This window comes from Pseudoalteromonas sp. NH0006-46, assembly GCF_057547735.1.
Map to the genome: position 1 here is coordinate 95101 of NZ_BAAJML010000005.1, position 26714 is coordinate 121814.

25 protein-coding genes are annotated in these 26714 nt (G+C 40.0%); 13 read left to right on the forward strand and 12 right to left on the reverse strand.

The annotated features are described in order from the left end of the window. The first annotated feature begins 25 nt into the window (after window positions 1–25). Genes dinG through AC27I2_RS11695 form a run of 6 tightly spaced genes read left to right on the forward strand, consistent with a single transcriptional unit; the run spans window position 26 to window position 4865 of the window. Complete coding sequence (dinG, locus tag AC27I2_RS11670) at window positions 26–2101, forward strand: ATP-dependent DNA helicase DinG (RefSeq protein WP_487204384.1); 2076 nt, start codon at window positions 26–28, stop codon at window positions 2099–2101. Then, on the forward strand, window positions 2101–2877 hold the full coding sequence (locus AC27I2_RS11675) for a TSUP family transporter (protein ID WP_487204385.1): 777 nt from the start codon (window positions 2101–2103) through the stop codon (window positions 2875–2877). The genes dinG and AC27I2_RS11675 overlap by 1 nt, the downstream gene beginning before the upstream one ends. 1 nt (window position 2878) lies before the next feature. Then, a complete protein-coding gene (locus AC27I2_RS11680) occupies window positions 2879–3487 on the forward strand; it encodes a primosomal replication protein (RefSeq protein WP_487204386.1) in 609 nt (202 codons plus the stop codon). Window positions 3488–3496: 9 nt separating this feature from the next. Continuing rightward, entirely contained in the window at window positions 3497–4396 is a 900-nt protein-coding gene (locus AC27I2_RS11685) for a histone deacetylase family protein (protein WP_487204387.1), read from the forward strand. A gap of 51 nt (window positions 4397–4447) precedes the next feature. After that, a complete protein-coding gene (locus tag AC27I2_RS11690) occupies window positions 4448–4729 on the forward strand; it encodes a late competence development ComFB family protein (protein WP_058405666.1) in 282 nt (93 codons plus the stop codon). After that, entirely contained in the window at window positions 4713–4865 is a 153-nt protein-coding gene (locus tag AC27I2_RS11695; protein WP_082653639.1) for a YbaM family protein, read from the forward strand. The genes AC27I2_RS11690 and AC27I2_RS11695 overlap by 17 nt, the downstream gene beginning before the upstream one ends. 2 nt (window positions 4866–4867) lie before the next feature. Here the strand turns inward: AC27I2_RS11695 and AC27I2_RS11700 are convergent, their stop codons facing one another. After that, on the reverse strand, window positions 4868–5392 hold the full coding sequence (locus tag AC27I2_RS11700) for an SEL1-like repeat protein (protein WP_138528014.1): 525 nt from the start codon (window positions 5390–5392) through the stop codon (window positions 4868–4870). Between the two features lie 103 nt (window positions 5393–5495). Here AC27I2_RS11700 and AC27I2_RS11705 point away from each other — a divergent pair, with 103 nt between their 5' ends. Further along, window positions 5496–6380, forward strand: a complete 885-nt coding sequence (locus AC27I2_RS11705; RefSeq protein WP_219422554.1) for a DMT family transporter — start codon at window positions 5496–5498, stop codon at window positions 6378–6380. A gap of 17 nt (window positions 6381–6397) precedes the next feature. Here the strand turns inward: AC27I2_RS11705 and AC27I2_RS11710 are convergent, their stop codons facing one another. Genes AC27I2_RS11710 through AC27I2_RS11720 form a run of 3 tightly spaced genes read right to left on the reverse strand, consistent with a single transcriptional unit; the run spans window position 6398 to window position 8167 of the window. Then, window positions 6398–6910 carry a CC0125/CC1285 family lipoprotein gene (locus AC27I2_RS11710; RefSeq protein ID WP_058405669.1) on the reverse strand — a complete coding sequence of 171 codons (513 nt, stop codon included), beginning with the start codon at window positions 6908–6910 and terminating at the stop codon, window positions 6398–6400. 25 nt (window positions 6911–6935) lie between these two features. Next, window positions 6936–7679, reverse strand: coding sequence for an anti-sigma factor family protein (locus AC27I2_RS11715; RefSeq protein WP_058405670.1), 744 nt, complete (start codon window positions 7677–7679; stop codon window positions 6936–6938). Next, window positions 7676–8167, reverse strand: a complete 492-nt coding sequence (locus tag AC27I2_RS11720) for an RNA polymerase sigma factor (protein ID WP_138528010.1) — start codon at window positions 8165–8167, stop codon at window positions 7676–7678. Before AC27I2_RS11720 ends, AC27I2_RS11715 begins: the two co-directional genes overlap by 4 nt. 135 nt (window positions 8168–8302) lie before the next feature. Here AC27I2_RS11720 and AC27I2_RS11725 point away from each other — a divergent pair, with 135 nt between their 5' ends. Beyond that, the gene (locus AC27I2_RS11725) at window positions 8303–9649 is read left to right on the forward strand and encodes a S8 family serine peptidase (protein WP_487204388.1); all 1347 of its coding nucleotides are present in this window, start codon (window positions 8303–8305) and stop codon (window positions 9647–9649) included. On the opposite strand, the gene AC27I2_RS11730 is transcribed toward AC27I2_RS11725, so the two are convergent. The 3 genes from AC27I2_RS11730 to AC27I2_RS11740 all read right to left on the reverse strand — a co-directional run bounded on the left by AC27I2_RS11730 (window position 9633) and on the right by AC27I2_RS11740 (window position 13879). Next, entirely contained in the window at window positions 9633–10559 is a 927-nt protein-coding gene (locus AC27I2_RS11730) for a hypothetical protein (RefSeq protein WP_219422552.1), read from the reverse strand. The genes AC27I2_RS11725 and AC27I2_RS11730 overlap by 17 nt on opposite strands. A gap of 66 nt (window positions 10560–10625) precedes the next feature. After that, entirely contained in the window at window positions 10626–11507 is an 882-nt protein-coding gene (locus AC27I2_RS11735; RefSeq protein WP_219422551.1) for a RodZ family helix-turn-helix domain-containing protein, read from the reverse strand. A 134-nt stretch (window positions 11508–11641) separates the two neighbouring features. Further along, on the reverse strand, window positions 11642–13879 hold the full coding sequence (locus tag AC27I2_RS11740; RefSeq protein WP_487204389.1) for an exonuclease domain-containing protein: 2238 nt from the start codon (window positions 13877–13879) through the stop codon (window positions 11642–11644). A gap of 89 nt (window positions 13880–13968) precedes the next feature. Between AC27I2_RS11740 and AC27I2_RS11745 the strand changes: the two genes are divergently transcribed. After that, a complete protein-coding gene (locus AC27I2_RS11745; protein ID WP_219422549.1) occupies window positions 13969–14463 on the forward strand; it encodes a phosphatase domain-containing protein in 495 nt (164 codons plus the stop codon). A 128-nt stretch (window positions 14464–14591) separates the two neighbouring features. Here AC27I2_RS11745 and AC27I2_RS11750 read toward each other — a convergent pair whose 3' ends face one another. The 5 genes from AC27I2_RS11750 to AC27I2_RS11770 form a co-directional block, all read right to left on the reverse strand. Further along, window positions 14592–15020 carry a DUF6491 family protein gene (locus AC27I2_RS11750; RefSeq protein ID WP_010557150.1) on the reverse strand — a complete coding sequence of 143 codons (429 nt, stop codon included), beginning with the start codon at window positions 15018–15020 and terminating at the stop codon, window positions 14592–14594. A 324-nt stretch (window positions 15021–15344) separates the two neighbouring features. Continuing rightward, complete coding sequence (locus AC27I2_RS11755; protein ID WP_219422548.1) at window positions 15345–16064, reverse strand: DUF6445 family protein; 720 nt, start codon at window positions 16062–16064, stop codon at window positions 15345–15347. Beyond that, window positions 16057–16797: a SapC family protein gene (locus AC27I2_RS11760; RefSeq protein ID WP_219422547.1), complete on the reverse strand. Its 741-nt coding sequence runs from the start codon at window positions 16795–16797 to the stop codon at window positions 16057–16059. The genes AC27I2_RS11755 and AC27I2_RS11760 overlap by 8 nt, the downstream gene beginning before the upstream one ends. Window positions 16798–16835: 38 nt before the next feature. After that, a complete protein-coding gene (locus tag AC27I2_RS11765) occupies window positions 16836–18392 on the reverse strand; it encodes a tryptophan halogenase family protein (protein WP_138527993.1) in 1557 nt (518 codons plus the stop codon). A 71-nt stretch (window positions 18393–18463) separates the two neighbouring features. Continuing rightward, window positions 18464–21757 carry a TonB-dependent receptor gene (locus AC27I2_RS11770; protein ID WP_487204390.1) on the reverse strand — a complete coding sequence of 1098 codons (3294 nt, stop codon included), beginning with the start codon at window positions 21755–21757 and terminating at the stop codon, window positions 18464–18466. Between the two features lie 351 nt (window positions 21758–22108). On the opposite strand from AC27I2_RS11770, the gene AC27I2_RS11775 reads away from it, so the two are divergent. The 4 genes from AC27I2_RS11775 (at window position 22109) to AC27I2_RS11790 (ending at window position 26714) form a co-directional block, all read left to right on the forward strand. Beyond that, complete coding sequence (locus AC27I2_RS11775; RefSeq protein WP_487204391.1) at window positions 22109–22681, forward strand: RNA polymerase sigma factor; 573 nt, start codon at window positions 22109–22111, stop codon at window positions 22679–22681. After that, entirely contained in the window at window positions 22674–23768 is a 1095-nt protein-coding gene (locus tag AC27I2_RS11780) for a FecR family protein (protein WP_058405682.1), read from the forward strand. The genes AC27I2_RS11775 and AC27I2_RS11780 overlap by 8 nt, the downstream gene beginning before the upstream one ends. 36 nt (window positions 23769–23804) lie before the next feature. Beyond that, window positions 23805–25235 (forward strand): sugar porter family MFS transporter, encoded by a 1431-nt coding sequence (locus tag AC27I2_RS11785; protein ID WP_487204392.1) that lies wholly within the window; start codon window positions 23805–23807, stop codon window positions 25233–25235. 219 nt (window positions 25236–25454) lie between these two features. Continuing rightward, a complete protein-coding gene (locus tag AC27I2_RS11790; protein WP_487204393.1) occupies window positions 25455–26714 on the forward strand; it encodes an OmpP1/FadL family transporter in 1260 nt (419 codons plus the stop codon).

The following is a 26714-nucleotide window of genomic DNA, read 5'->3' on the forward strand; positions in this document are numbered from 1 at the left end:
ATACATACTTTAGGCAAATCATTCCATGCTTTCTGACTCTCTAAAAAAAACTATTAGGCAAGTGCACCAGCATGTGGCTAAAAACCTGAATGATTATAGGCCGCGCAGCAGTCAAAATTATCTTGTTGCAGAAATCGCAAAAACATTGGCTGGCGAGTATCACAAAAAACAGCGCATTTGTGTCATTGAAGCTGGCACTGGTACCGGTAAATCACTTGCATATTGTTTAGGGGCTTTGCCTTTAGCATTGGCGCAAAAAAAGAAGCTGGTTATTTCAACCGCTACCGTGGCACTGCAAGAGCAATTAATTGCAAAGGAGCTGCCTTTTTTTAAAACACACTCTGGGCTCGACTTTAAATTTGATTTAGTCAAAGGACGCCACCGGTATATTTGCGCACATAAACTCCACAATGCAGTGAATGGCGATAGCCAAACTCAAATGGATTTTATGCCAACACTGACCTCTCCATTAAGTGATATGGAGAGCAAATGCCTCCAAGGGCTATACGATGCTTACGTCAATAAAAAATGGCAAGGCGATAGAGATAGCTGGGCAGATACTATTCCCGACAGAGTTTGGAATTTAATTGCTTGCGACAAGCATGCATGTCAGCGCCAAATGAAAGCGCATTTAACCTGCCCATTTCAACTAGCCCGCCAGCAACTCATGCAAATGGACGTGCTGGTTATTAATCACTCTTTGCTTTTAGCTGATTTAGACTTAGGCGGTGGTAAAATTTTACCCGAGCCCGACAACACTATTTATGTAATAGACGAAGCACACCATTTAGCCCATATAACACGCGATTTTTCATCAGCCGCAGCCACCATTAAAGGCACAATAGAGTGGCTAGATAAGCTTACAAAATTCAGTGGTAAAATGGCAAAAGTGCTAGTAGGACAAAGAGCCATAGGTCAAAACTTTAAACTGTGTGACAGTATAAACGATGCAAATAAAGACCTAAAAGTAGTGAGAGATATTCTAGATAACGCTGACTTTGAATATTCAAAAGACGACACATACCGTTTTGAACATGGTGAAATACCCAAGTCGTTACACAGTAAAGCAAAAGATATAAGCGAAGCAACACAAGATGCACTGCGTTGCTTAAACAAAATGCACGACACCCTTTCGCAAGATGTGAGCGACGGCGACATAAAACCATACGTTGCCGATCCAATTCTTGCTGAAAGTGGTCACTATATTAACCGTTTAGAGCAACTCAATAAGTTGTGGTTTAGTTATGCTAATAAAGGAGAAGGCATCCCCCATGCTCGTTGGATAAAACGCCTGGAGTATAAAAGCCATCACGACCACCTTTTAAGCGATTGCCCTATTGAAGTTGGCTACTACCTAAAAGACAAACTTTGGAACGAGTGCGCCGGCGCTGTTTTATGTTCTGCCACATTAAGTGCCCTTGGTTCGTTTGACCATTTTGCTTACGAAAGCGGTTTAGCTAAAGAGGAAGGCGTTAAATTTATAAAGGTTCCCTCGCCCTTTGATTACCCAAAACAGGCAACATTACGCATTCCTGTGTCTAAAATTGAACCTACCGATAAAGACTTTAGCGATCACTTAGCAACCACCCTGCCAGAGCATCTAAGCACTAAAAAGGCAAACTTAGTCTTGTTTGCCTCGTACTGGCAAATGGACCATGTAGCAAAGTTTCTTAGAACAAAAGGTTTTAACTTATTAGTACAAGGTGAGATGTCGCGAGAAGCCTTGCTTAAAAAACACAGCCAAAATATAGATGCAGGTAAGGGAAGTATTTTATTTGGTACGCAAAGCCTTTCGGAAGGTCTTGATTTACCAGGAAAATATTTAGAAAACTTAATTATCACTAAAATTCCTTTTGCTGTACCTACCTCTCCAATAGAAGAAGCGCAAGCAGAATTTGTACAAAGCAAAGGCGGTAATCCGTTTTTAACAATCACGGTCCCGGATGCTGCTAAGAAATTGGTACAAAGCTGTGGTAGACTGCTGCGAAAAGAGAGTGACGAAGGCTGTATTACTATTCTTGATAGGCGTTTAGTAACTAAACGCTACGGTAAAGCCATGCTCGACACCCTACCACCATTTAAAAGACAAATAGACTATTAATGTTTGAACTCGCACTCGATCCGACAACTTGGGCAATTTTATGTGCTGTTGCATTGGCAGCAGGCTTTATAGATGCAATTGCCGGTGGCGGAGGCATGTTAACCGTGCCCGCATTACTTACGGCTGGTTTACCACCGCACCTAACATTAGGTACTAATAAGCTAGCAGCAAGCTTTGGCTCGTTAACAGCAAGCTTTACCTATTATAAAAAAAACCTTTTTAGCCCCAAATTTTGGTTGGCATCAATTATAGCAACCGCAATTGGTGCGCTACTTGGTACGGTTATTGTTGATTATTTAAGTATCGAATTTTTAAATAAGCTATTGCCAATTATTATTATTGTTGTTGCCTGTTATAGTCTATTTGGTAATTTAAGCACTACACAAGGTGACCAACTGCCAAAGCTCAACAAAGCCATGAAAGTAAAGCAGTGGCTGCAAGGCTTAGCTCTTGGTTTTTTTGATGGGTTAGCCGGCCCAGGTACTGGCACATTTTGGACCGCGTCTAACGGCATGCTATATAAAATGAACTTGCTTCTAAACTGTGGTTTGGCCCGTTCTATGAACTTTGTATCTAACTTTATCTCGCTCATTACCTTTGTTGCTTTAGGGCACGTAAACTTTTTATTGGGTATTACAATGGGCTTTTTTATTATGTTAGGTGCATGGTTTGGTGCCCACTCGGCAATTAGATTTGGTAGTAAATTCATACGCCCTGTTTTTAATACCATGGTTATACTTTTAGCATTAAAACTCATTTATGAGGCTTACTTTTAACATGCAAGTAAATGCATTAGACAAGCTACGACAACAAGTGACTTCGCTTAAGCAACAAGCTGAGCAATTTGATAGAGCTAAATTATTTGCTAAAAATCGCTATATGCAAGCACAGCCTAGCCTATTTGACCGCGCTGTATTTCAAACTAAAAGTATGAGCTTAGTTGATTACGTTAACGAAATAGAAGAAGAAGTAGCAAGCTTACCACCAAGCGAACACCGCCATGCATACACCTATGCGTTAGAGCGTATTTCATCGCAGGTTCAGGCCGTGTTCAATGTTATTAAATCAATGCCAATTTGGGAAAAAGAAAATAAAAGTCGGTTTAAACCTCGCCCAAAACAAGCTGTTTATAAGCAAGCTGTAAAAAAAGTGATGCAGTCTTCCCACGAGCTTTACGATGAGTTAAAACAAAACCATGAATTTGAACGCCGCTTAATGCTGATGATAGAAGAGCGAAAAATGCAAATGGAAAAAGCATCGCCAGCAAAAGCCCAAAAGCTTAACCTTGAAATTTTAAGTACTCATGCACGCTTGGGTCGATGCCGAAAAGCCATTTCAGCAACCGAAGACAAAATACAACAAGTGGAAAAACAACAACTCCGTTAGGGCTTTTTCATGCAGTTATATTACCACCCTCTTTATTCAAATTTACCTTTACCCGAAAAGCACCGCTTTCCAATTCAAAAATATCAGCGACTTAAAACCGAAATAGAGCACTTAGGCTTTTTGCCAACCGCATTCATGCAGCCCACCAAGGCAAGCCTCTCGCAATTGGCCTTATGCCACAGTACGCAATATATAAATAATTTTTTAACCGGTAACTTATCTGATAAAGCGATTAAAAAGATGGGTTTCCCTTATTCGGCTCAACTAGTTGAGCGTACATTACTGTCTGTCGGTGGAAGTATTCAAGCAGCAGAAGAGGCTTTAAAAAGCGGACTAACCTGTAATTTAAGTGGTGGTTACCATCATGCCTATGGTGACTACGGCAGTGGCTTTTGTATATTTAACGATTTAGCCATAGCAGCCGCGCACCTATTAAACACCCATAAAGCCAAAACGGTGCTAATTTTTGATTGCGATGTGCACCAAGGCGATGGAACAGCACACATTATTAACCAGCAAAGCCATAAAAACATTATTACTTGCTCAATTCATTGCGAGCAAAATTTTCCCCGTTTAAAACAGCAATCTGATTACGACTTTTCTCTACCCGCTAAATCTGGCGACGATGAGTATCTCGACACATTACAACACGCGCTCGCGCTGTGTGTAAGCATTCATCAACCAGACATTATTTTATACAACGCGGGGGCAGATATTTATACGAAGGACGAGTTAGGTTTATTAAATGTATCTATAACAGGCGTTTATGAACGAGATTACTTTGTACTTAATTTTTGTAAGCAACATAACATTCCGCTTATGTGTGCTTTAGGCGGCGGTTATCAGCGTAATTTAGACAGCTTAATCAACGTCCACAAACAACTATTTAAAGCGGCTATCGATTTATAACAATCCTTAGTATAGACTTATCTAAATGGAACATAACAAAGCGGTAGGAACATGCGATTACACGACGATATACATAACTATTACGAAAAGATTGTTGTTGAAGAAATCATAAAACGAAAACTCGACGAAAAATATGATGACGACGTTATGGCTGACTTTTGCTGTACTGTATTAAACCAACTTCCACCTCGCTACATTCGTTACGACGTTGATATGGCGTTTTATTTACCACAAGCTGAGCGCATACATATGGAAGAACGTGTGCAAACAGCTATTGATGTGGCTATTAGTCAAATATCTAAAAAGAAAAATTTAAATGACCAAGCCTCTTGAGGAAGCCCCAACGCATATTAAACTTGCTGTTGATTTAATTATGATATTAGAGCAGCACGATGTAGAGCCCGAAGAAGTATTAAAAGCGCTCGATATAGTAAAAAGTGACTTTGAAAAGAAGCTAGTTAACAACTAGCTTCACTCAATTGTGTCTACTTCATACACAGTGACAGCAGCGTCACGTTTACTGCAATCAATTTTAATTTCGCCAAATGTACGCCTAGCTGTTGTTGACCTACGGCACGTCATTTTTTGAGCCTCAACACCAAATCGCTCAATGTACAATGCAACAGTTGCATCTATTTGCTGTTTCTCTTCTATTGTTGCAGCAGCATAAAAAGTATCATATTGTTGTGACCAATTTTCAACGCCAGCTTCTGCAGCTACACCTAACCAGCCCATACCAAGCTTGGTTGATTGCTCTAAATATTGGCCTTTTAAGAACATGAATGCTAGCGTGTACTGCGCACTTTTATAACCGAGCGATGCAGGCTCCTTTAAATCATAAAAAGCTTGCTCGTATAGCCCTTTTTTATACGCTTTAATCCCATTGTATTCTTTTTTCTTCATTGTATTGTCGCTGTATAAATTAACTGGGGTTGACCCACACCCACTTAATAAACTCAGTGCCAAAACTGCCGCAACTGACAGATGTCTAACCATAATTCGTCCTTTATTATTTTTAATATGCGAGTACCGGATCTGGCTTACACTCTTTGCAAAGCCTGTTATTCTATACCCCTAATCGTATAACTAAAATATTATCATGAGCTTAGCAAGTTTACTTAGATTATTTTTTCTGGCTTCAATTTGGGGCGCGTCATTTTTATTTATGCGAATGGCGGCTAACAGCTTAGGGCCTGCAGTATTAATTGAGTTTAGAGTTGGCTTTGCCGCAGTTACACTATTTATAGTTGCACTGTACTTAAAACGCCGCTTGGCGTTTACTGAACACACCAAGCACTTTTTTATCATTGGTGCGCTTAATTCTGCCCTTCCCTTTTTATTATTTGCGTACGCTGCGCAAACTATTAGCGCATCTACGTTATCTATTTTAAATTCTACAACCCCCATTTGGGGCGCGGTGGTGGGTATTATTTGGAGTAAAACCAAATCCACAAAAAGCATGGTTTTAGGTTTGCTACTGGGTTTAATAGGCGTGGCAATTTTAGTTGGGCAAAATCATTTTGTATTAAATAGCCAATCAATAATCGCCATAGTAGCAGCATTAAGCGCTTCGCTTTGTTATGCCATTGCATCCCATTACACTAAAAATGCGCCAAAGCTTGCACCGTTCGATAACGCACACGGCTCAATGTGGGCAGCGAGTTTTATGGTACTACCCCTTATTTTATTTATGCCAATGCGTGAAGTGCCAACCACCCACGTTATGCTCGGCGTTTTAGCCCTTGGCGTAGTGTGTACAGCGCTTGCTTATATTCTATTTTTTAAACTTATTGACGATATTGGCCCAACCTCTGCTTTAACGGTCACGTTTTTAATTCCTCTATTTGGCATTTTTTGGGGGCATTTAATTTTAGATGAGCAAATTGGGCCAAATACGTTACTAGGCGCATTATTTGTCATTGTGGGCACTATGCTGGTTACTGGATTTTTACCACGAAAAAAGCACTTAGCTAAAACACGCTAAGTGCTTTTACAAAGCGCTTACTTTTGTGCTTTTTTGCTTAAGTTTTCAATTAAGTCTTGGGCGCTAAAGCTGTTCTCGTTTGGCTTTATACCTTTGCCCATTTTAATATCAATAAGGGTGTGCACTTCTTTGCGTTTATCATGGTTGCTTACCTGTACGCCTACACTACTTGTTGGGCGTGCGCGTGTTTCGCAGGTTAATAAACCGCAGCTTCGCTCATATTGCTGGCTTTGTGATGCACTAATAGATGACGTGGAGGCTTGCGATTTAGACTCAACAAAGGTTTCTTTGTTAGTTACAACAAACCAGTCGTAGCCTTGCGCTTGGGTAAGCTCAGCTGCGCGTAATAATGCATAATCACCGGCATCGGCTACATTATTTGACACACTTTTAAACTCTACTCGGTATTGATCGTCGCTAATTTTTTGCTCGCTGTAACCTTGTGAGCCATTATTCGCGGCGCGGTAATCAGGTTTAGAAGCACAACCCGCCATAAGTAAAATGCTGATAATTAAAATAGATGTTTTCATAATTCACCTCGTTTTATACACATTATTATTTGTTTAACTGCCACTTTGCGCTAATTGCTTGCTGCTCTTGCGCTCTATCTAGTGGTGCGCCGCTGATCATGCTGTCTATAACAGTATCTAACTCACTGTTATTAGACGCCGTTTGATATTGCGCGCCATTATTACTTTGCTGCGCGGCTGTTTGCGCTTTAATTTGCCAACCGCTTTGTGTTTTACAAGCAATGCTTGTTTGCGTTGTATTGTTTGAACTTAGTACATACTGCCTACAAAGCTCACCTTGCTGATTTTTAAAACTAAGCTGCGCGCTAAATACTGAGCCATCACTTTGCTCAAACACACTACTACTAAGCTGTGTGTTAAGCGCTGAGGCTGTATTACTAGCCACGAATAAGTTTTGCGCGTTATGAGGCTGTAAATAGCTAGTCATTGCTATACCAAATACCACGGCAATGCTTGCAGCTATTGCTAAGCTTTTATTAGCCGATTGCTTAACCGTTTGCCAAGGCGTTAACGCCACTACATTGCTATTTGACGTGTTTTTAGTCGTTGGCGTATCGAGCTTTGCAACCGTTTTAGCTAATGAGTCACTAAGGGGTGCGTCGTCAATACGTGTTGCGTGCTCTTTTACTAGCATGTCTACTTCGCTTAGTTCTGCAAGTCGCATTACTAGTTCATCATTGGTTTCAAGGGCTTTACGCACTTGCTCCATTTCGTGCTCGCTGAGTTCTGAGTCTAAAAAGGCGCTAAGTGTTTCGTCGTTAATGTTCATATTTGCTCCTTTTTAAAGTCGGGTTTTATTAAGCTATAAAGTGTACTGCGTGCTCGCGATAATTTACTCATTACACTGCCTATAGGTATATCTAGCGTATGTGCTACTTCTTTATAGGCCATGCCCTGCACTGCCACAAGCGATACTATGGCGCGTTGCTCTTCGGGTAATTGCCCAAGTGCTGTATTTACATTTTTAAGCATTTGTTTGTTTTCGAGTGTTTGATGTTCATTGCTTGTAATTGGCTCTGGTAAAACATCGGCCTGGGCCGTATTTTGCCTTACCTTGCGTGAGCGGTATTCGTCTATCCACACATTGCGGCAAATTTTAAAAGCCCATTTAGCAGGCTCAACGTCATCCGGAATGCCTTTTACTAATAGTTTTTCAATTGTTATTTGCACTACATCGTCTGCATCTGCTTTACTACCCGTTAGCGAATAGGCAAAACGCCTAAGCATGGGCAATAAGGTTTTTAATGTTTCGTTCATTGATTTTTACCCCTTTTATAAAGAAGACGATTCAAAAAAAAATTTATTCCCAAATAATCAAAATAATTTGAATAATGAAATATTTCTATGTGTTAAACGTTAACTAACAGTGTAATAAAAAATAAGTAACCCACTATGAACATGAAAAAAGTCCGCGTTAAAAACATAATAGCCGCCTCGCTTTGCATATTTAGCGCAACGAGCTCAGCCAATATAGTAAAAGTCGATCAGGTGCTTGGGCAGCTAAACCCAATAGAGCAGCGTATTGAACAAACTATAGAGCGTGCACAACGCCTGCAGCTTCCGGTGCCTGTTCCACAAATATCGATTGATGAACTAAAAGCGCAAATAAGTGAGCCAATTACCAATTTACCTAATGTGCTTAACATCAATATAGATAGCCAAAACACCGCATTTGTTGAAGTAGAACTAGAAAACGGCTTTAGAGCAATAGAGCGCCAATGGTTATTAATGGCAAATAGCCAACAACTTAATACCCTAAAACAGCAAAATATAACGATTGTATCGGTAAAAAATTACAACGCACTTAATATGAGCTTAGTGCGCTTTACCGTCCCTCAAGGTGTTAATTCTAAAAGTGAGTTATTAAAAGCGCTTAACTTAGATGAGTCTGCAATACTTGACCGAAACCACATTTACCAAGCGCAAACAGGCGAGCCTACCATTAAAGTAACGCAAAATAAGCCTATTGCGCCCTACTGCACACAAAGCGTAAAAATCGGCATGATCGATAGCGCCATTAATACCAAACACAGTGCTTTTAAAGGCGCAAATATCATCACACAAAGCTTTTTACCACAAGGGTTAAGCTCGCCAAATTTACACGGCACCGCCATAGCGGGCTTAATTACGGGTAAAGGAGCAAAACTCAGCCCACTTTTAAGCAGTGCCAAGCTTTACAGTGCAGAGGTGTTTTATAGGCAATCTGAATATGCCCAAGGGGCTACTTTATTTGCCATAGTAGAGGCGCTTAACTGGTTAGTTAGTAATAAAATACCCGTAATAAATATGAGCCTAACAGGGCCAAATAACACAGTTTTAGAAGCAAGTATTACTGCTGCAATAAAACAAAACGTATTAATTGTAGCTGCTGCGGGTAACCAAGGGCCAGCGTCGCAGCCGTTATACCCAGGTGCGTATAAAAGCGTGATAGCGGTAAGTGCTATTGATTCAAAAAACCAAATTTATAGATGGTCAAATAAAGGTGATTACATAGACTTTACAGCCTTTGGTGTAAATGTTGTTACAAGCCAAGGCAATGGAAAATTTGGAAGGGAGTCGGGTACATCAATGGCGGCGCCGCATGTAAGCGCGGCATTAAGTTGTTTATTGTTAAAGCATGGTAATAATAAAACCAAAGCACTTAAAGAACTTACATCGCTTGCCAAAGATTTAGGCGAGCAAGGCAAAGACACCACCTTTGGTTATGGCGCCATTTACCCACCTAAAAGTGCACTTTAACTGACGCAGATAAAACCGACTGCGTATAGGTATTACTACTAAGCTTTGATTGGTAATCGCCATATTCAGCCTCGGCTATGAGTGTTACGTGCTCAAATACAGCTACGTTATAAAACGCATTAATTACATTGCGGTGCTCATCTCGCGATGGTATTTGCTCAAAAAAATCATCCGTTGTTTGCTCATCGTAATCTTTATTTTGATAACGCCAGCCGGCCCCCACTTTGTTAGCCACATTAAAGGCCGTAAATTTGTGCGTAACTTTAGTAGTAAAACCGTAGCCATTAAAGTCATATTGGTTGTCGTCGGCGTTTTCTTTATCAGCACTTAGCGCTGCCATTAGCATGGTTTGGCCATTATTTATAAAATGATAAAGCGCTACATCGGCACCTACACCATCGGCATTACGTGCTTTTGCAGTAGCAAAACGTTTAGCTTTGGTTTTTATGCTCATACGCAAATACGTATGCGGGTTTAAAAAATGGCCATAATAAGCACTGGCTTGATTAAAATGTAAAAATGTATCGCCATCTACATTTGCTTTTGCACCATCGTAACGAACCCCTACCTCATGGCTATTAAAGCTATAACTACCATCTAAACCATATTGATGCAGGTCTAAATCGTATTGATCAAACTCATCGTAGTCTTGTTGTTCAAACTTATAGCTTGAGGTTAATTTGGCGCTTTTTGTTAATTGCCATTTTGCATTAACACCTGCTGCGGTTTTTATGCCGCTGTCGCTTTGCGACGAAATATCGTCAAGCTCCTGAACAGAGAGCGCCGAGTTACTTAATACCCCAACTTCTGCATCGGCATTTAGCTCAAAACTACTTTTAAAGGGTTTAGTTTGTGCAAGGACCGCTTGGGCACTAAAAACACACAATGTGGCGGTTATAACTGCTTTCATATTTATTCTCCAACAGGCCGAATAGGTTTCCCTATTCGGCATTTGTGCAAACACACTTAGGGCGTATTAAAGGCCTAGGTCTAAATCGTTAGTAATGTTGGTTACTACTTCACTTGCGGTGCTAAGTGCTACATCGTTACTAATTTGATCAGTGACCGCTGCACTCACCTGCCCACTAACACTTTGCTGTACCGTGCTTTGTAAACTGCTAACCGTACTATCTTGCACACTGGCAATTAAAGATTGCTGAACACTGCTTACTACTTCATTACTGGTATTAATTGCATCACCCACTTGCAGTGCGGAACTCACTGAGTTTGCAGCCATATTAGTAATTGCTAACTGGTTTGTAAGCTCACCCGCATTAAGCGCATTCGTTGCATCAGCTTGTGTTACTGAATCGGTAGTGCTACTCACATTTGAAAGTAAAGAGGCATCTGTTGGTGTATCGGTTGTATCAGGCTGAGCGCCTTGATCAGACGTAACAGAAAGTAATGACGACTGACTCAGAGCCGTCGTTAAATTACCTGCCGATGAGGTTAACTGCGATGTTGCATCAAGCGCTGTATTAACTGTGGTATTGCCTGTGGCATTTAAAGACGATGCCGATGCATTTAATGCGTTATTTAAAGATCCGCTTGCAGATGCAACTAATGAATTTGCAGGCTCTGCGGCCTCGCTGCTTTCTTGCGCTGGAGTTTGTGTGTTATTTGCCGTTGAACCTGTGCTTTGCGAGTCATCAGCCGTTACTTGTGTATCGTTAGATACGTTTGTGTTATTGCTACCACTGGCTGCTAAACCGTTTTGTGAAAGCGCAATAGATGTAGATGTTTGTTGCTGCGCCGACGTTGACTGAGATATTTCAATATCAGCGGCGTGCACTGCACCTGTAAAAGTACACACACCGCTTAACATCATTACGCTTACAATTTTATTTAATTTAGTCATTGTTTAGTCCTCTAGTTTGTCGGATTGACATAAAGAAGACGATTTACAAAAACACTTTATTCCACAATAAATTAAAAATTTATAATAAAACTATTTATTATTTAAGTTTCATACACTTAAAAAAAGATAATACGCTACTGCGTTAGCGTTTCACTATTTTGTAACAGCAATAAAAGCTCAGCAGTGGCAGTTGCATCGGCCAATGCACGGTGATGACTGGTTAAATTTAAATTAAAATGCGCACTAAGGTTACCAAGCGAATACGACTTTAGCCCTTTAAACGCTCTGCGCGATTCAACCACGGTGCACATTTTTGGCATTTTAAAAAAGTGCCCTGCAACCTCGCACTCTTTTTTTATAAAGCCGTAATCAAAGTTTACATTATGAGCTACAAAAATACTGCCTGCGAGTTTATCTAATAATGGCTGTGCTATCTCGGCAAATACAGGCGCGTTATAAACCATGTTATCGCTTATGCCGGTTAGCTTAGTAATAAAGCCGGGTATATGGCGCTGCGGGTTAACAAGTGTCGTCCAGGTATCTATTACTTTACCGTGCTGTACTTTAACTATGCCAATTTCGGTAATGCGGTTACCCCCTTTTAAGCCGCCGGTGGTTTCTATATCAACGATGCTGTAAACACGGTTAGGGTCTACAAACCATTTAACTGCGGCAATATGTACCGTAAAGCCTACATTTTTTAAATTATCAATAGTGGTAAGTTGGTTGCGCCTAAGCTTGTCGCCCGGGGCTTTTACCTCTTCAAAATGTACTTGGCCATTATTAATGACCATTAAATCGGGGTAGCCATCTTTTAGCTGCAAATACTGTTTGCTCATGGCCGTTAAATGAGCAATTAAAGCTTCAAGCGGGCTGTTTAAAATAAGCGCCTCTAGTGGCTCTAATAAATTGCTGCGCCATCTAAATAAACCGTTGGGCTGCTCAAAGTATTGCGCTGCATGTTTACATACCAAATTGAGCAGCGCCTGATTAGTACTACAGCTTTTTAAACGTGCGTCAATTTGCGTGCTTTGTGCTTCATAAAAATTACCAAGCTGCAAAACTTGCGGGTAAATATCAAATTCATTACACGGCGGGTAAGGCGACTCTATAAACAACTCGTGCCAAAATACTAAACCAAATAAGCTTTGCCATAAGGTGTTTTCCGTATTAAAAACCGTTAACCCTTTTGCGGTATAATGCTCATTTACGCCTTGCTCTACATCGCCTCGGTAAATTTCGTCAATTTCAAGTACACATTGGGTGTCGGCTAGCATAGTGCTTAAGCGCGAACGCGTTTGTTTATTAAACTTACGCATTAAAAAGTCGTCAGCAAAGTACAGTAAATCGTCGGTAAGCGGGTTTTCTATAATTTGTTCTAGCTGCGCTTTTACCCATTCTTTATTACCTAAGCGGTATTGCTCTCTTATTTGAATTTCTTGGGCTTCGGCGTAATCGGTGCAGCCTTCAAGTAAGCTAAAGGCAAATTCGCTATCGGTATTTTTAAGTTGTTTATACAGCCTAACCAGCAGTTTATTTTTAATATCGTGCGCTTGTGCACCGTGCGCCGGTTGCACTAATACTAAATGCGCAAGTTCGGTGTAAGGCGTTATGTTATCCAAGGTTTCAGCTTTTGCATTACCACCCGTTTTGCCTATGTTTTTAAACGCTAAACGGTAAAGATTTAAAACATAATTAGATTGCGCCTCAGCCAATGTATTAAAGCGCGACAAGCTCTCGCTGTGCCCTTCGCGGGTAGCGGTTAACCCTAAATCTCGCATAACAAAGCGGTTTTGATGATTTACATCGCCACTACTTAAGCGCCCTGCAAATAAAAACTCAAAATACTCGTAATAATCTTCACGATTATTAATGACATACTGGCTGTATAAAGGGGCAAGATCATCTGCCCGCTCACTAAAAAATTGGCACGCAATAGTGACCAACTCCCCTTTAGCTGCGCTTTTTTTAAAGCTTACTTGCTCACTGTAATTACTTAGTAATTCCACCAGCATGGGCTTAGTTAAATGCGCTATAAGAAGCGTGTAATGCTGCGCGTTTGGCTCATATAAAATACCCGCTGTTTTTAGGGTATAAATAGCCTGATGCGGCGAGGTTATTTCTTCATAATTGAGCGATTGCGCCTGCACTAAATAAGGCTTGCGCGAATACACGCGTGCCAACATGCATTGGCTTTGCTCATCTAGTTGGTTAATTTTACTAATAAATTGGCTGTGCTTGGGCTCAAGTAAATGTATACATTTACTTGTTACAAACTCAATAAGTTCTCTAAAATGCGCTAAATAGTATTTTGCTGGTAATTCTTTTTTCATAACATCGCCACACCTGTATATAAAAACAGTATCTAGCATTTGTGCTTATTATTCAATCTTAAACTTGTAACTAAAACGCGCTATAGTGAGCATATAAAAGTAAATTTATTAAAAATAAAGGACTTACCATGAGCGCGCATCCGTACGATGTTTTATCACTCAATAACGGCGCAAATATTATTTTTACGCCTTGCCCTGGTACAAAAACGCAAAACCTAGCGGATTCAATCGCTACATTAAAAGCCGCTGGCACTCACATGCTGCTGTCGCTTATGCCGCAACAAGAACTTGAAAAAAACAACGTACAAACAATTAATACTGAGTGCAATAAGCATGATATAACCTGGTTTCATTTACCTATAAATGACGACGAAGCCCCAAAGCAGCCTTTTACATCAAGCTGGAACACCCACAAAATAGACATACTACAAGCCATACAGCAAAAACAAACCATTGCCATACATTGTAAAGGCGGCACTGGCCGCACAGGGTTGGTGGCTGCACTTATTTTAAATTCGGCAGGTTACACAAAAGAAGAGGTATACAGCCTAGTACAAGGCATTCGCCCTAAAGCACTGACTATAGAGCTACAAAAAGAGTACTTTGAAGAGTTTATGATTTAGGTATTTACGAGGCGTAACATTAACTTGGCATGCGCTTTTGATTTTAAATCTAGAACTAAAAGTGCGTTTATTCAACGTTTCTTAAATAATAGTTGACCTTAAAAGGTCAACTATTATTGTTATTAAATTCAACTTTGGATAGGATTTCCTATGCTTTCTAAATGCTCTGTTTGGCCAGCAGTAAGTGGGTAAATCGATTTTATAAAACATTTTTTTGTAGGTTGTTCAATGGTAGAAATTGAATCCCCTTCCTTATGTATAACAAAATTAGAAAATCGGTTTAACTCAATTCCATGAGATTCATTTAGGTCATGGCAAGTGCCCTGGGTTTCAATCAAATAATCTTTTTTATGTGCCGCTGAAATAATTAAGAATTTATCAGAAAGTGGTTTCCAACCTTTAAACCTAAAGCTATTGATTTTATCTTCACCTGCTAAGTTTTCTTCAGACAAGTACTTTGCATATGCTTGGTCTTTTTCTTTCAGTGAAATATTGCTTGTTGCTGAACAGCCTAAAAGCACTGTTGCTGCTAATGTAATAACTAAAATGTTTTTCATAAATTATCCCTTTTAATTAAAGTAACTAGGTAGATTACAAATGTATATTTATTGCGAAAACATACAACTTAGTAGATCTTAATTTTTACACCCACTCTAAGAAGAACAAAAAATATACAGTCAATTTTACAATAGAATATTATTTTATCTTTGTCATCTTTTGTTAACATTTTAGGTAAATTTAAAGTGTTTTATTTCATAAAAGAGGTGGCAATAAATCACCTTTTATAACTTTAAGATATATGAATTCTAAAAACCATTTATAAAAATCAATTTATAATCATATAAATTAGCGTCTAGCCGCTGCAAACAACACATTAATAGTCAGCACATGACCACAAAACTACTAATAGTTAAACGCCCATTAATTGGATCGCAGGCATAACCGTTAGCCGCATTTATATTACCTGAATGCAATAAGTTGCTTGGATATATAAGAACTCGATTTAGCTTTGCCTCTACACTGGAAATTTGCTCAAACAAAACTGTGCTGCCATTTATGTAATGTGGGTTTTTATGAAGCTTTTGCGCCATGGCTTGTTGCTTTATAGCTTGCCTATAAGGCATGAGTCGCTCTTTTGTTATGCGTTCATACCCTAGGGCTTTATGTTTATAAAATGAAGTACCCCCATGTGTTTCATCACATAAAAAATGCACCATAGCGAGTTGGTTCATATTGGATGTGTCAAAATGGGGAAGCATCTGTATTGGCCTGAGTTCATCAGGCTCAGTACATGCAATTGAAAAGGCAGAAAGTATTACATCAAACTCGCTTTTATCTGCCATATCAAAGTGTGAATTAATAATTGGAGCCAGTGCTTTTAACTGCTCTATATAATTAAGCGGTGCTGCTTTTCTTACTCCTGGGTAAAAATCACTTTCTTGTGCGCAAAATGTTTCCCTCGCTTTTTGAGAAAACACAGCAAAATTAATAAGTGCATCTACATTATTTACAAAATTATCAATAACAATAATTGGGGTTTTTTCCTCCCCTACAGTGTGTATCTGTAACACCATATTTTTGTTAAGTGTAAAATCAATCATCGGCTAAATTAAGCACCGCATTTTTACGCTCTATTAATGGGTATATCTGGCCAAGTGAGGTTATTACTGTATAAATGGCAGGTAATAAAGCACTTTGATGTAAAATCGTAATTTGCTCACTATTAAGTTGTGCGAGTTTGTCTTGATTAATAGTGTATAGGCCGTTTAACTTTGTTTTTTGGTTATTTTCAAACGTTACTTCAAGCGATAATGGCTGTAGTAGTTCATACTTTAACAACGCAGCGATTAACTTTTTATTGTCTAATTCGCCTTGTAGTAAATGCCCTAAACACTGCTTTATTTGTTTAAAATAGCCACTTTCTTCTGCGCTTTGGGTATAAATTGGTTCTAAATTATTTTCGCTTTGCGCAGAGTTATCAACTACTGCAGGGCTATTCAAATTAATACACACAGGGTATTGCGTTTGCTGCGCATGCGTATCACCAACAAAAAATGGCTGACGCTGTAACTGAAGCGGTAAATATACGCCCTGCCACTGTGATTGCTGATAAAACAAGTTCTCATGCTGCTCAAAGCCTAATAAAGCATTGAGTGTAAACTCGCCTGTTTCTGAGTTTTTTGCAAAAACTATAGGCTGCTGAACGGCAATTTGGCTAAGCTCCGCCATAACAACGGGGATCATATTAAGGTTTTTAGCGTGTGATTGTGCTTTTTGTGTGTCTATTTTTATATGCTGATGAGCACTTTGCTCTAATGCGACTAAATTTTCCATGCGTGTCTCTTTATTGTTTTTATGCGTAAATTTTTAAGCTAAATAGCACTAAAACCATGGTGCTTGATTTTATTAAGCAGCTCTCGGTTACTGGGTAAGTTAGTGACTGCTTGGTTTATCATGCTCTTATTTTTATCAAACTGACTTTTAGCGAAAACAGTGTCTTTAAGCATATAGGCAGTTGTGCTGTAATCACTTTTAAAGCCCATACCGTATAAAACATATTGATAACTCGCCGCTGGAAACACCTCATTATTACTTGTAAAGTCGTGATCAGCAGGAGCACGGTATTGCCACAACTTCATTAGATCTTGTAAGCTTTGAGGAATCGTTTTTGGGTCTCTGTTGTCGCGCCAAAATGCATTATCGTCACGGTTTGACAAAATATAATGCAGTTTTAAAAAGTCGATTATTTTTTCCCACCTATAGGTAAACGTCTCGTTAAAGCGTTTGGCGGTAATATCCATAATATCTCGGGTATGGGGGAGCTGTTCGCTGATCATCTGTGCTGACATTTCTACTAATACCAATGCAGAAGCCTCTAGAGGCTCTAAAAAACCAGCCGAAAGCCCAACTGCAACACAGTTATTTTGCCAAAAGTGTGAGCGATGGCCACTTTTAATAGGGATTTTTCTAACTGTTAACGACTCTATTTTATCGCCCACATACGCTTTAAGCTTTTCTCGTGCTTGAGCTTCGCTACTGTATTTACTCGAATACACGTAACCTACACCACGGCGGTGCTGTAATCCTATATCCCATATCCAACCCGCTTCTTGCGCTGTAGAAATTGTGTGAGATGCAATACGCTCATCTTCATTATCATAAGGGACTTGCACTGCTAAGGCGGTATCAATAAATAGCACGTCATCGCACGGCTTAAAAGGAACCTTATAATGCTCACCTAATAACAATGAAGAAAAGCCGGTGCAATCAACAAATAAATCACCGCTAATTTCACCTTGTTGCTTTGTGGTAACGCTTGCAATATCGCCATTTTTAGCACTATTAACCTGCGTCACATCGGCTATAATATGCTTAACGCCAAGCTGCTGCGTACAATGCTTTTGTAAAAAAACGGCAAATTTTGCAGAGTCTAAATGGTAGGCATAATTGGCTATAGCTGCGTATTCTGGGGTGCGAATTGTTTTAGGAGCAAGCCCTTGCTCACAAATAGCTTCTTGGTAACACACTGCATTTGAAAAAGATGCTGACTCAGCGGTGTTATTTAACCAATGGCCAGCCATATCAGTTTTTGAAAAGCCCTGTGGCAAAACTAATGGGTGATAGTAAAAATCATCATCGGAGCCATCCACCCATTTGGCGAATTTTGCCCCTTGCTTAAAGCTTGCTTCACACTCGCGTATAAAATCAGTTTCGCTAATACCGAGTGCTATTAATGTACTGCGCATGGTAGGCCAAGTGCCTTCGCCAACACCTATAATTGGTACATTTGGAGACTCAACGAGCACAACATTAAGGCCATCCGGGGTATTACTTTTATGGTGCGCCGCTAATCGTCCGGCTGTTAGCCAGCCCGCTATACCTCCACCAACGACAACCACTGTTTTTATTTTTTTATCTTGCTGGTTCATACTTGTTACCTATAAAGGCATATTGAAAAAGTGGCTATTACAAATTGTAAAAGCCACTTTATTAATTAAAGTTAAAAACTACCGCGAATACCTAACGCAAAACGTCGTCCGCTATCTTCAACCAACAATAATTGATTAGAAAAACGACCACGCTTGTGCACGTATTCTTCGGTTAAGTTAATACCTTCAAAAAATACCGATACATTTTCGGTAATGTCATAGCTGCCGCTAGCATCAAGTTGTGCGTAATCTTCTACAATGGTTACACCATCACCATTTAGCTGTGTTAGCGACTGTACAAAGCTATCGCGCCAGTTATAGGCTAAACGCGCTTGAAATGGGCCATTCTCATAAAAGCCAACCACATTATAAGAGTCGCTTAAGCCTGTTAATGCAAAAACTTGAGTTATATCTGCAGAGTCTAACTCTGCATCGCTGTCTACAAATGTTGCATTAACCATAAAACCAAAGCCACTATCAAAACTATGTTGTAAGGCGACTTCCCAGCCATCAACAATCGCCGATTCACTATTGTTGGGTAATGTATTAGTAAATACAGCCGTCGAGTCGGCAGCGTCAGGGTTGTCTACATCATTACCTGTTGAGGGGTCAGTTAACAATCCGCCACCAGACAACTCAAAAGTTAAGTCTTCGGTCGTATTAATAATGAAGTTAGCAACGTTTTTTCTAAAGTAACCCGCAGATAAATAACTAGCATCCGCGTAATACCACTCTAATGATAAATCTAAATTATCAGAGGTAAATGGCTCAAGTGCAGGGTTACCAGAGCTTGATGTTAAATTGCCGCCTTGGCGAGTTGTTTCAATGACTGTTACAGGCGACATACTATCGAGTGTTGGCCGTGTAATTGTTTGCGATACAGCGGCACGTGCTATTAGCTCATCGCTTATTTCAAGCTTTACACTAAAGTTAGGTAAAATAGCTTCATAATCTGAACTGGCTGAAATATTTTCTACATCGCCAAAGTTAGCAAGCATTTCTGTTTTATCTAGAATGGTTAAAGCACTAACTGGCTCATCGGTCCCCTTTACTTTTACATCAGTGCTTTCGTATCTAAAGCCCGCTGTTGCGTATAAAGGCATGCCTGCAAGCTCAGCTTCAAAATCAAACTCAGTATAAAACGAGAAAGTATCTTCAGTTATCTCAAACGACTTATTACGTTTAACTGCATCAAAACTAATAGGTTGACCATTCGCCGCAGCTATTTGCTCAAGGTACGCAAAGTTTGCTTCGCCATCGTGTGCAAGCCATGACGTTGGCATACGACCGCTGCCGCTTACATCGCCTAAAAAGTCATCCCCTGCATCAAATACAAATTGTGCTAAGCCATCCATGCTTGGGTTATCCGGGTAACCACAAAAAGTACAGTGAATACCAACACCTTCGTTATCCCAACGATCAAGGTTTTTAGTTTCAGTTGAATACATAGCACCAAACTTGACCGAGACTAAGCCTGAGCTTCCATCGTTATGCCAAATGCTATCCCAACGAAACTGATCCACGGTATCTTCTACAGCCCAACCACGACGAAGCATTACGTGTGCTCGACTATTGGCGGTATCTAAATGATTAGATACACCATCAGGCGTAACTGCTGGGTTATAAGCAACCCCATCAAGTTCTTGCTGACCGCTATAAATATTAGGATTAGCAGAGGCAAACTCACTTGCGTAAGGTAGTATGCCACCATCTACTTCAAATCGAACTCGGTTAGCATAGCCAATCAACGATAACTGATCGCCACCGCCGTTATTAGCCTCACGCTCGGCTTTTGAATGGCTCAAATCAAATTTCATATTTAAGTTATCGTTTACATGCCAATCAAAGTTTAAGCCTAGTGCGCTAGAGCTTGTTAAGCGATCAAACTTTTTAGCGTGCATATCGGTAGCAAGGCCTACCTCTTGATATAAATCTACCACTGTGCCATTTTGGTCCACAGTTGGCCCTGCAGCCCCGCCAAAGCCTTCTAAGTTTGGCGCTGTAAACCAATGCCCGTAAGACGTGGTGTCAGCTTCAACATCAAAATCAGAATAAAGCCCATCGGCTGTTATAACTAAATCATCTGAAGGTGCATATTGTATAACTAAGTTTGCATTAGTACGTGTACGTGTTTCTGTAGTGACTTTATGATCGTAGTTACGCGGCGAAAAAATATTACCGGTATATGCTTGCCCGCTTTGAGTTTGCGGATTTGGGACACCCACGTTTTCTAACCAACCGTCTACCTGTGCCTGGTTTAAGCGTGTTTCGCGCTCCTGGCGAGAAACAGCAAACAACACACCTAGTGTGTCATCATTAAACGTATTGCTAATTAAGCCTGAAATTTCAGGCGTGGTTTCTTCACTATTTTCATCGTAAATACCTTTAACACTGCCCGCAACTTTAAAACCGCTAATTGCAAATGGTCGCGCTGTATTTACATTAACTGTTGAACCAATACCGCCTGACTGCTTTGTGGCTGTTGAGGTTTTAAATACATCCAAGCTTTTAACCAGCTCTGATGCAATAGTATCAAAGCTAAACGCACGGCTTTGGTTTTCAGATGCCATTTGGCGTCCGTTTACCAGGACTGTATTAAACTGCGGGCCAAAACCACGTACCGTAATGAGCTGCCCTTCGCCGCCTGAACGGTCTATTGAAACCCCGGTAATACGCTGTAAAGACTCAGCTAAATTTGTGTCAGGAAATTTACCAATATCTTCAGCTGAGATGGAGTCGACCACGCCACCCGCTTCTCTTTTTGCATCCATAGCTCGACCAAGCGAGCCTCTAATTCCACGTACTTCAATTATTTCTGGTTCTTGTGCTGCTGTCTCTGCTACTGCAGGAAGCGTTGTCATTGTGCTTAGTACGGCTAGTACAGCACTCGACACGCCATTTTTTTTATAGTTAGCCATGTTGTCAGTTCTCTCGAAACTTGGGTCTATTAAAATAGATATTTGCCCATCTTCGCTAACATGCGGTTGCAACCCTGTGCCATCGAGTAAAATATGTAACGCGTTTATTATTGAATACTCGCCAGCAATAGTATTTGTTTGTAACTGCTGAATTTTATCCAGCGGAAAAAGCAAAGTAATATCGGCTTGCTCGGCAAAATTTATTAGCGATAAATCGGCCCTTTGTCTGGGAATATTAAACACTGCTTTATCGTTTACAGTACTCGCTTTTACCTCGGTGGTGAGTAAGCTAAAAACCAGTACATAAATAGGTAAACAAAGCGGCAAATTTAAATATTCCTTGCGTATAGTTTTTGGCCATACACAGAACAAAGACGAGTGACTTTTTATTTTCCTCCATAAATATTTTTTATTTTTATTTAATAAATTATTTTTTTGACCAGCCATGCTAAATTTTTTATGCCTTTATTATTTTTATTGTTTGCGCTTTTAACAATATTTTTAAACAATTAAAAATACAGCCCACATTACAATTTTTTACTTATTAATTAAAAAGTTAAATTTTCAAAGCGAATAGTCATTACCTAGTAGGGTACTAGTAATGGCAAAAACTGTAGTACAATTTGCCTTTACATTACAAGCTTTATGCCTCGTTCGGTCAGTGAACATTAAATTAAAAAATAAAATACTGATTTATTTTTTAATTTAATGGCGGATTTTTTCTTACCATTCGTCTTAGTTTGTATTGGCAAATAAAATAACAATAATTGCCGTAAACACACACGAGACACACACTAAATGACGAAAGACACACTTTTTTATAAGGTCTATTTGGCCTCGCGCAAAAGTCTATCAAGTGTAGTTGCACGCATAGTGCCACCACATGAAATTGAAGATATAGTGCAAGAAACTTATGTGCGAATTTGTCAGATTAAAAACACTGAAAACATAAGCTCACCAAAATCTTTTATTTACAAAACGGCGCGAAATTTAGCGCTCGATTACCAAAAGCAAGCCAATATACGCCTAGTCGATGGCATCGATAACATGGAAGCGTTAGAGCAACTCTTAGCAGAGCACCAGCAAGACGAAATGTACGAAAAAGCACTAACCGATAGTGAATTTTCTAATTTTTGTGAGGCCATACGGCTTTTACCCGTGCAGTCCCGTAAAGTGTTTGTATTAAAAAAAGTGTATGGTTATTCGCAGCGAGAGATTGCTGCTCAATTAAACCTTAGTGAAAGTACCGTGGAAAAACATATAGCAACAGGCATGAAACGTTGTACGCAATTTATGCGTCAATCTACAAAAAGTGTTTATGGGCAACCAAATACTTCTTCGCAGCTAAATGCAGGAGGTGGAAATGACTAATATTCATCATATAAACGAGCGAAATTTAAGCGACGATGTGCGCCTTGATAAGGCAAGTGAATGGCTAGCTAAACTTGACCGTGGGCTGACTAAGCCCGAAGAACAAGCGCTAAAACAATGGTTAGCACAATCTTATAAAAATGTAGAGGTGTTACTTGAAGTAGCAAAGCTGTGGGACAAAATGGGCGATCTCAGCCGTTTGTCAGATCTGTTTCCACAAACACCGGTAAAACAAAAACGTCTCCCAGTGTGGTTAGGTGCGACAGCTGCCTCTATTTTATTAGCTGTTGCACTTAGCTTTTTTCAAGAAGCGTTTAACTTTTCATTTTTTTACCCAGTTAATCAGTCAGCAGTGGTTGCGAAACAACTTAATTTTCAAACCAACGTAGGTGAAAGTAAGGACATACTGCTTTCTGACAAAAGTAAAATTACCTTAAACACTAATAGCTTTGTTCAAGTTAGGTATACCGAGCACTCTCGCGTAATAAATCTACTGCGTGGCGAAATTCATATAGATGTAGCTCACGATAAAATGCGCCCTTTAAGCGTTATCGCGGGTGATAAAGTTATTCAAGCTGTTGGTACCGCATTCAATGTAGAGGTGGGTAAAAAACAAATAGAACTCATTGTGACAGATGGCAAAGTCCTTGTTGCAGAACAAAAAGCCAAATCGTTACCCAATCTTTCCCAAGGAACAAATAAGCAAGGTCAGTACTTATCAACTAGCTCAACTTCGGTGTCAAAGGGAGAAAAACTTGATTTAAGCTTTAAAGGTAAAATTGCTAAAGCGGTCGAAAAAGTTGATCCTATGGATGTAGCCGCTAGATTATCGTGGCGCAAAGGTAGCTTAATATTTAGAGGTGAATCACTTGCTGAAGCCATGGCTGAAATCAGCCGCTATACAAATATAGATTTTGAGCTTTCGGAAGATGACCGCCTCAAAACAGTGCAAGTAGCCGGCATGTTTAAAACAGGCGATATTAAAGGACTGTTGGAAGTATTAAACAATAACTTTAATATTGATTATGAAAGAGTCAGCCCAAATAAAATTCGTTTAAAATACGCAACACCACACGTTTCAATATAGCGAAGTACACCATAATAATAACTAGGACACACAATTATGACATCACCTCTTTCGCCGAGCACTTATAGCTCGGCGCACACATTGGGCACATGCTCTCTTTTTTACGTAATATTTATCTCGGCCGTTGCTGCTATTGGTGGCTTTTTATTTGGTTTTGACTCAGGCGTTATTAACGGCACGGTGTCGGCACTCGGTAATGCTTTTAATTCAAGCAGTGTGGCTACAGGGTTTAATGTAGCCTCGGTATTATTAGGCTGCGCATTAGGTGCACTTGCAGCGGGGCCGCTGGCTGATAAGTTTGGCCGCCGTGCAATTATGATCATCACCGCGATTATTTTTGCTATTAGCGCATTTGGTTCGGGCATTAGCGAAAGCTCGGCCGAGTTTATTTTTTACCGCTTATTTGGTGGGTTAGGTATTGGAGCTGCATCGGTATTGGCGCCAGCTTATATTGCAGAGGTTGCGCCACCAGCCCTTCGTGGTCGTTTAGCTACACTTCAACAACTCGCTATTGTATTGGGTTTGTTTGCTGCGTTTTTAAGTAACTATTTAATTGCTGATGCAGCAGGCAGCGCGCAAAATATTTTAATGCTTGATATAGCCGCTTGGCGCTGGATGTTTTGGGCTGAGCTGGTGCCTGCAATACTGTTTTTAGTGGGGGTGTTGTTTATTCCTGAGTCGCCTCGTTATTTAGTGGCGCAAGGTAAAGTAACCGATGCAAAAACGGTATTTAGTAAAATTTCGAACGACAACGTTGATGCGCAAATAAGCGATGTTAAACGCTCCTTGCACAGTGATAAAAAGCCGAGTATTCACGATCTATTTATTGATGGCAGTAAAAAGGTACACCCTATTGTATGGGCGGGTGTTGCGCTTAGCGTATTTCAGCAATTTGTAGGTATTAACGTGGTGTTTTATTACGGCTCCGAGCTTTGGCAAGCCGCTGGGTTTGACGAGTCGCAATCGCTATTTATAAATGTATTAGCGGGCACCACGAATGTTGTATCGACCTTTATTGCTATTGCCCTAGTTGACAAAATTGGCCGTAAACCACTATTACTTGTAGGCAGTGTGGGCATGTTTATTAGCTTAAGTGCGCTTACTTATATATTTGGCAGCGCAGGCCTTGATGAAGCAGGCAAGCTTGCACTTAGCGATAACATGGGGACGTTTGCGCTTATAATGGCTAACTTATTTGTGGTATTTTTTGGCTTAAGTTGGGGCCCTGTTGTGTGGGTGTTATTAGGCGAAATGTTTAATAACCGAATTCGTGGCGCAGCCCTCGCGGTTGCTGCAAGCGCACAGTGGATTGCTAACTTTGCCATTACCATGACCTTCCCTATTATGTTGGCTAATATTGGCCTTGCAGGTGCGTACGGCTTTTACGCTTTATCGGCACTTATTAGTATATTTTTTGTGGCTAAATACATTACAGAAACCCGTGGTAAAACACTTGAGTCTATGTAATTAATCTAGGGCGGTGAATCCTCTCACCGCTTTGTATTTTTTAGCTAAATGATTGATTTAATGGTTGTATAAAAGGCTTAAGCCATTACCTCGCTAAACTTTGGGTTAAACACACACGCTAAATATTTTTTTTACTATAAGTAATCGATTTATATTCCTTTTTTTGAATATAGAAAATTAGCTATTGTCCGCGTTTTCTCACTACGTATGTCTATCAAAATGAAAAATAAGTTAGTATCAGGCCTTGCATTAACATGCACATTAGGAACATTTAGCGCATTTGCTACCAATGGGTATTTTACTCATGGCTATGGCATGACCCACAAAGGCATGGCAGGTGCAGGGGTTGCGCTATCTGAAGAGTTAATGTCTGGTGCTAATAACCCAGCCAGTTTTACTGTAAATGGGACAGAAATGTCACTGGGATTAGAGCTATTTTCACCTGATAGAAAATACACAGCATCATCTGTAGATACGTTTTATCCTAATGCGCTTTATCTTGAAGCAAAAACCCAAAAAAGTGATAACACGTTATTTGCCATCCCTGAATTTGCTATTGGCCATCAGTTAAATGACAAAATAAATATTGGCCTATTGGTTTACGGCAATGGCGGTATGAACACCGACTACAGCGCCAATTCTGAGCCTGAAGGTACATTTTACGCTGGCACAACAGGCGTTGATTTAAAACAGTTATTTATTAGTCCAACTATTAACTATAAATTAAACGAGCAAACAAAAGTGGGGGTTTCACCTATTTATGTTGTGCAACAATTTAAAGCGACAGGCCTGGGAAACTTTGCGCCTTTTTCGCAATCGCCTGAAAATTTAACTAATAATGGCACCGACACCAGCACAGGCTTAGGTGTGCAAGTGGGCATAACTCAAACCGTAGGCACATCGTTTAGTTGGGGTGCCAGTTATCGCTCATCGGTGGCTATGGAAGAATTTGATAGTTATAAAGGGTTATTTGCAGAAGACGGTGGCTTTGACTTACCTACCTCAATTCAAATTGGTGCCGCCTATAAAATTACACCAAATAACCAACTTGTATTCGATTGGCAAAAAATAAACTACAGTGAAGTTAAAAGCATTGCCAACCCAATAAGTAACTTAATGTCTGCACCGTTAGGTGCAACAACAGGTGCAGGGTTTGGCTGGGAAGATATGGATATATACAAATTAGGTTATCAGTGGCAGCGTACTGCGAAACAAATAATTCGCTTTGGTGTTTCTTACACTCAACAGCCTATTCCGTCGTCTGAGGTGTTATTTAATATTTTAGCGCCGGGTGTACAAGAGTGGCATTTTACAACGGGTTTTAGCCATAAAGTTAGCGACAATGTACAATTAAATGCTATGGCTTTTTACTCGCCAGCTAAAAAGGTATCAGGTGCTAACTTTTTAGCGCCAAACCAGCAACTAGCAATCGAAATGGACCAATCAGGTGTTGGTGTATCAATTGTTTGGGGAATATAA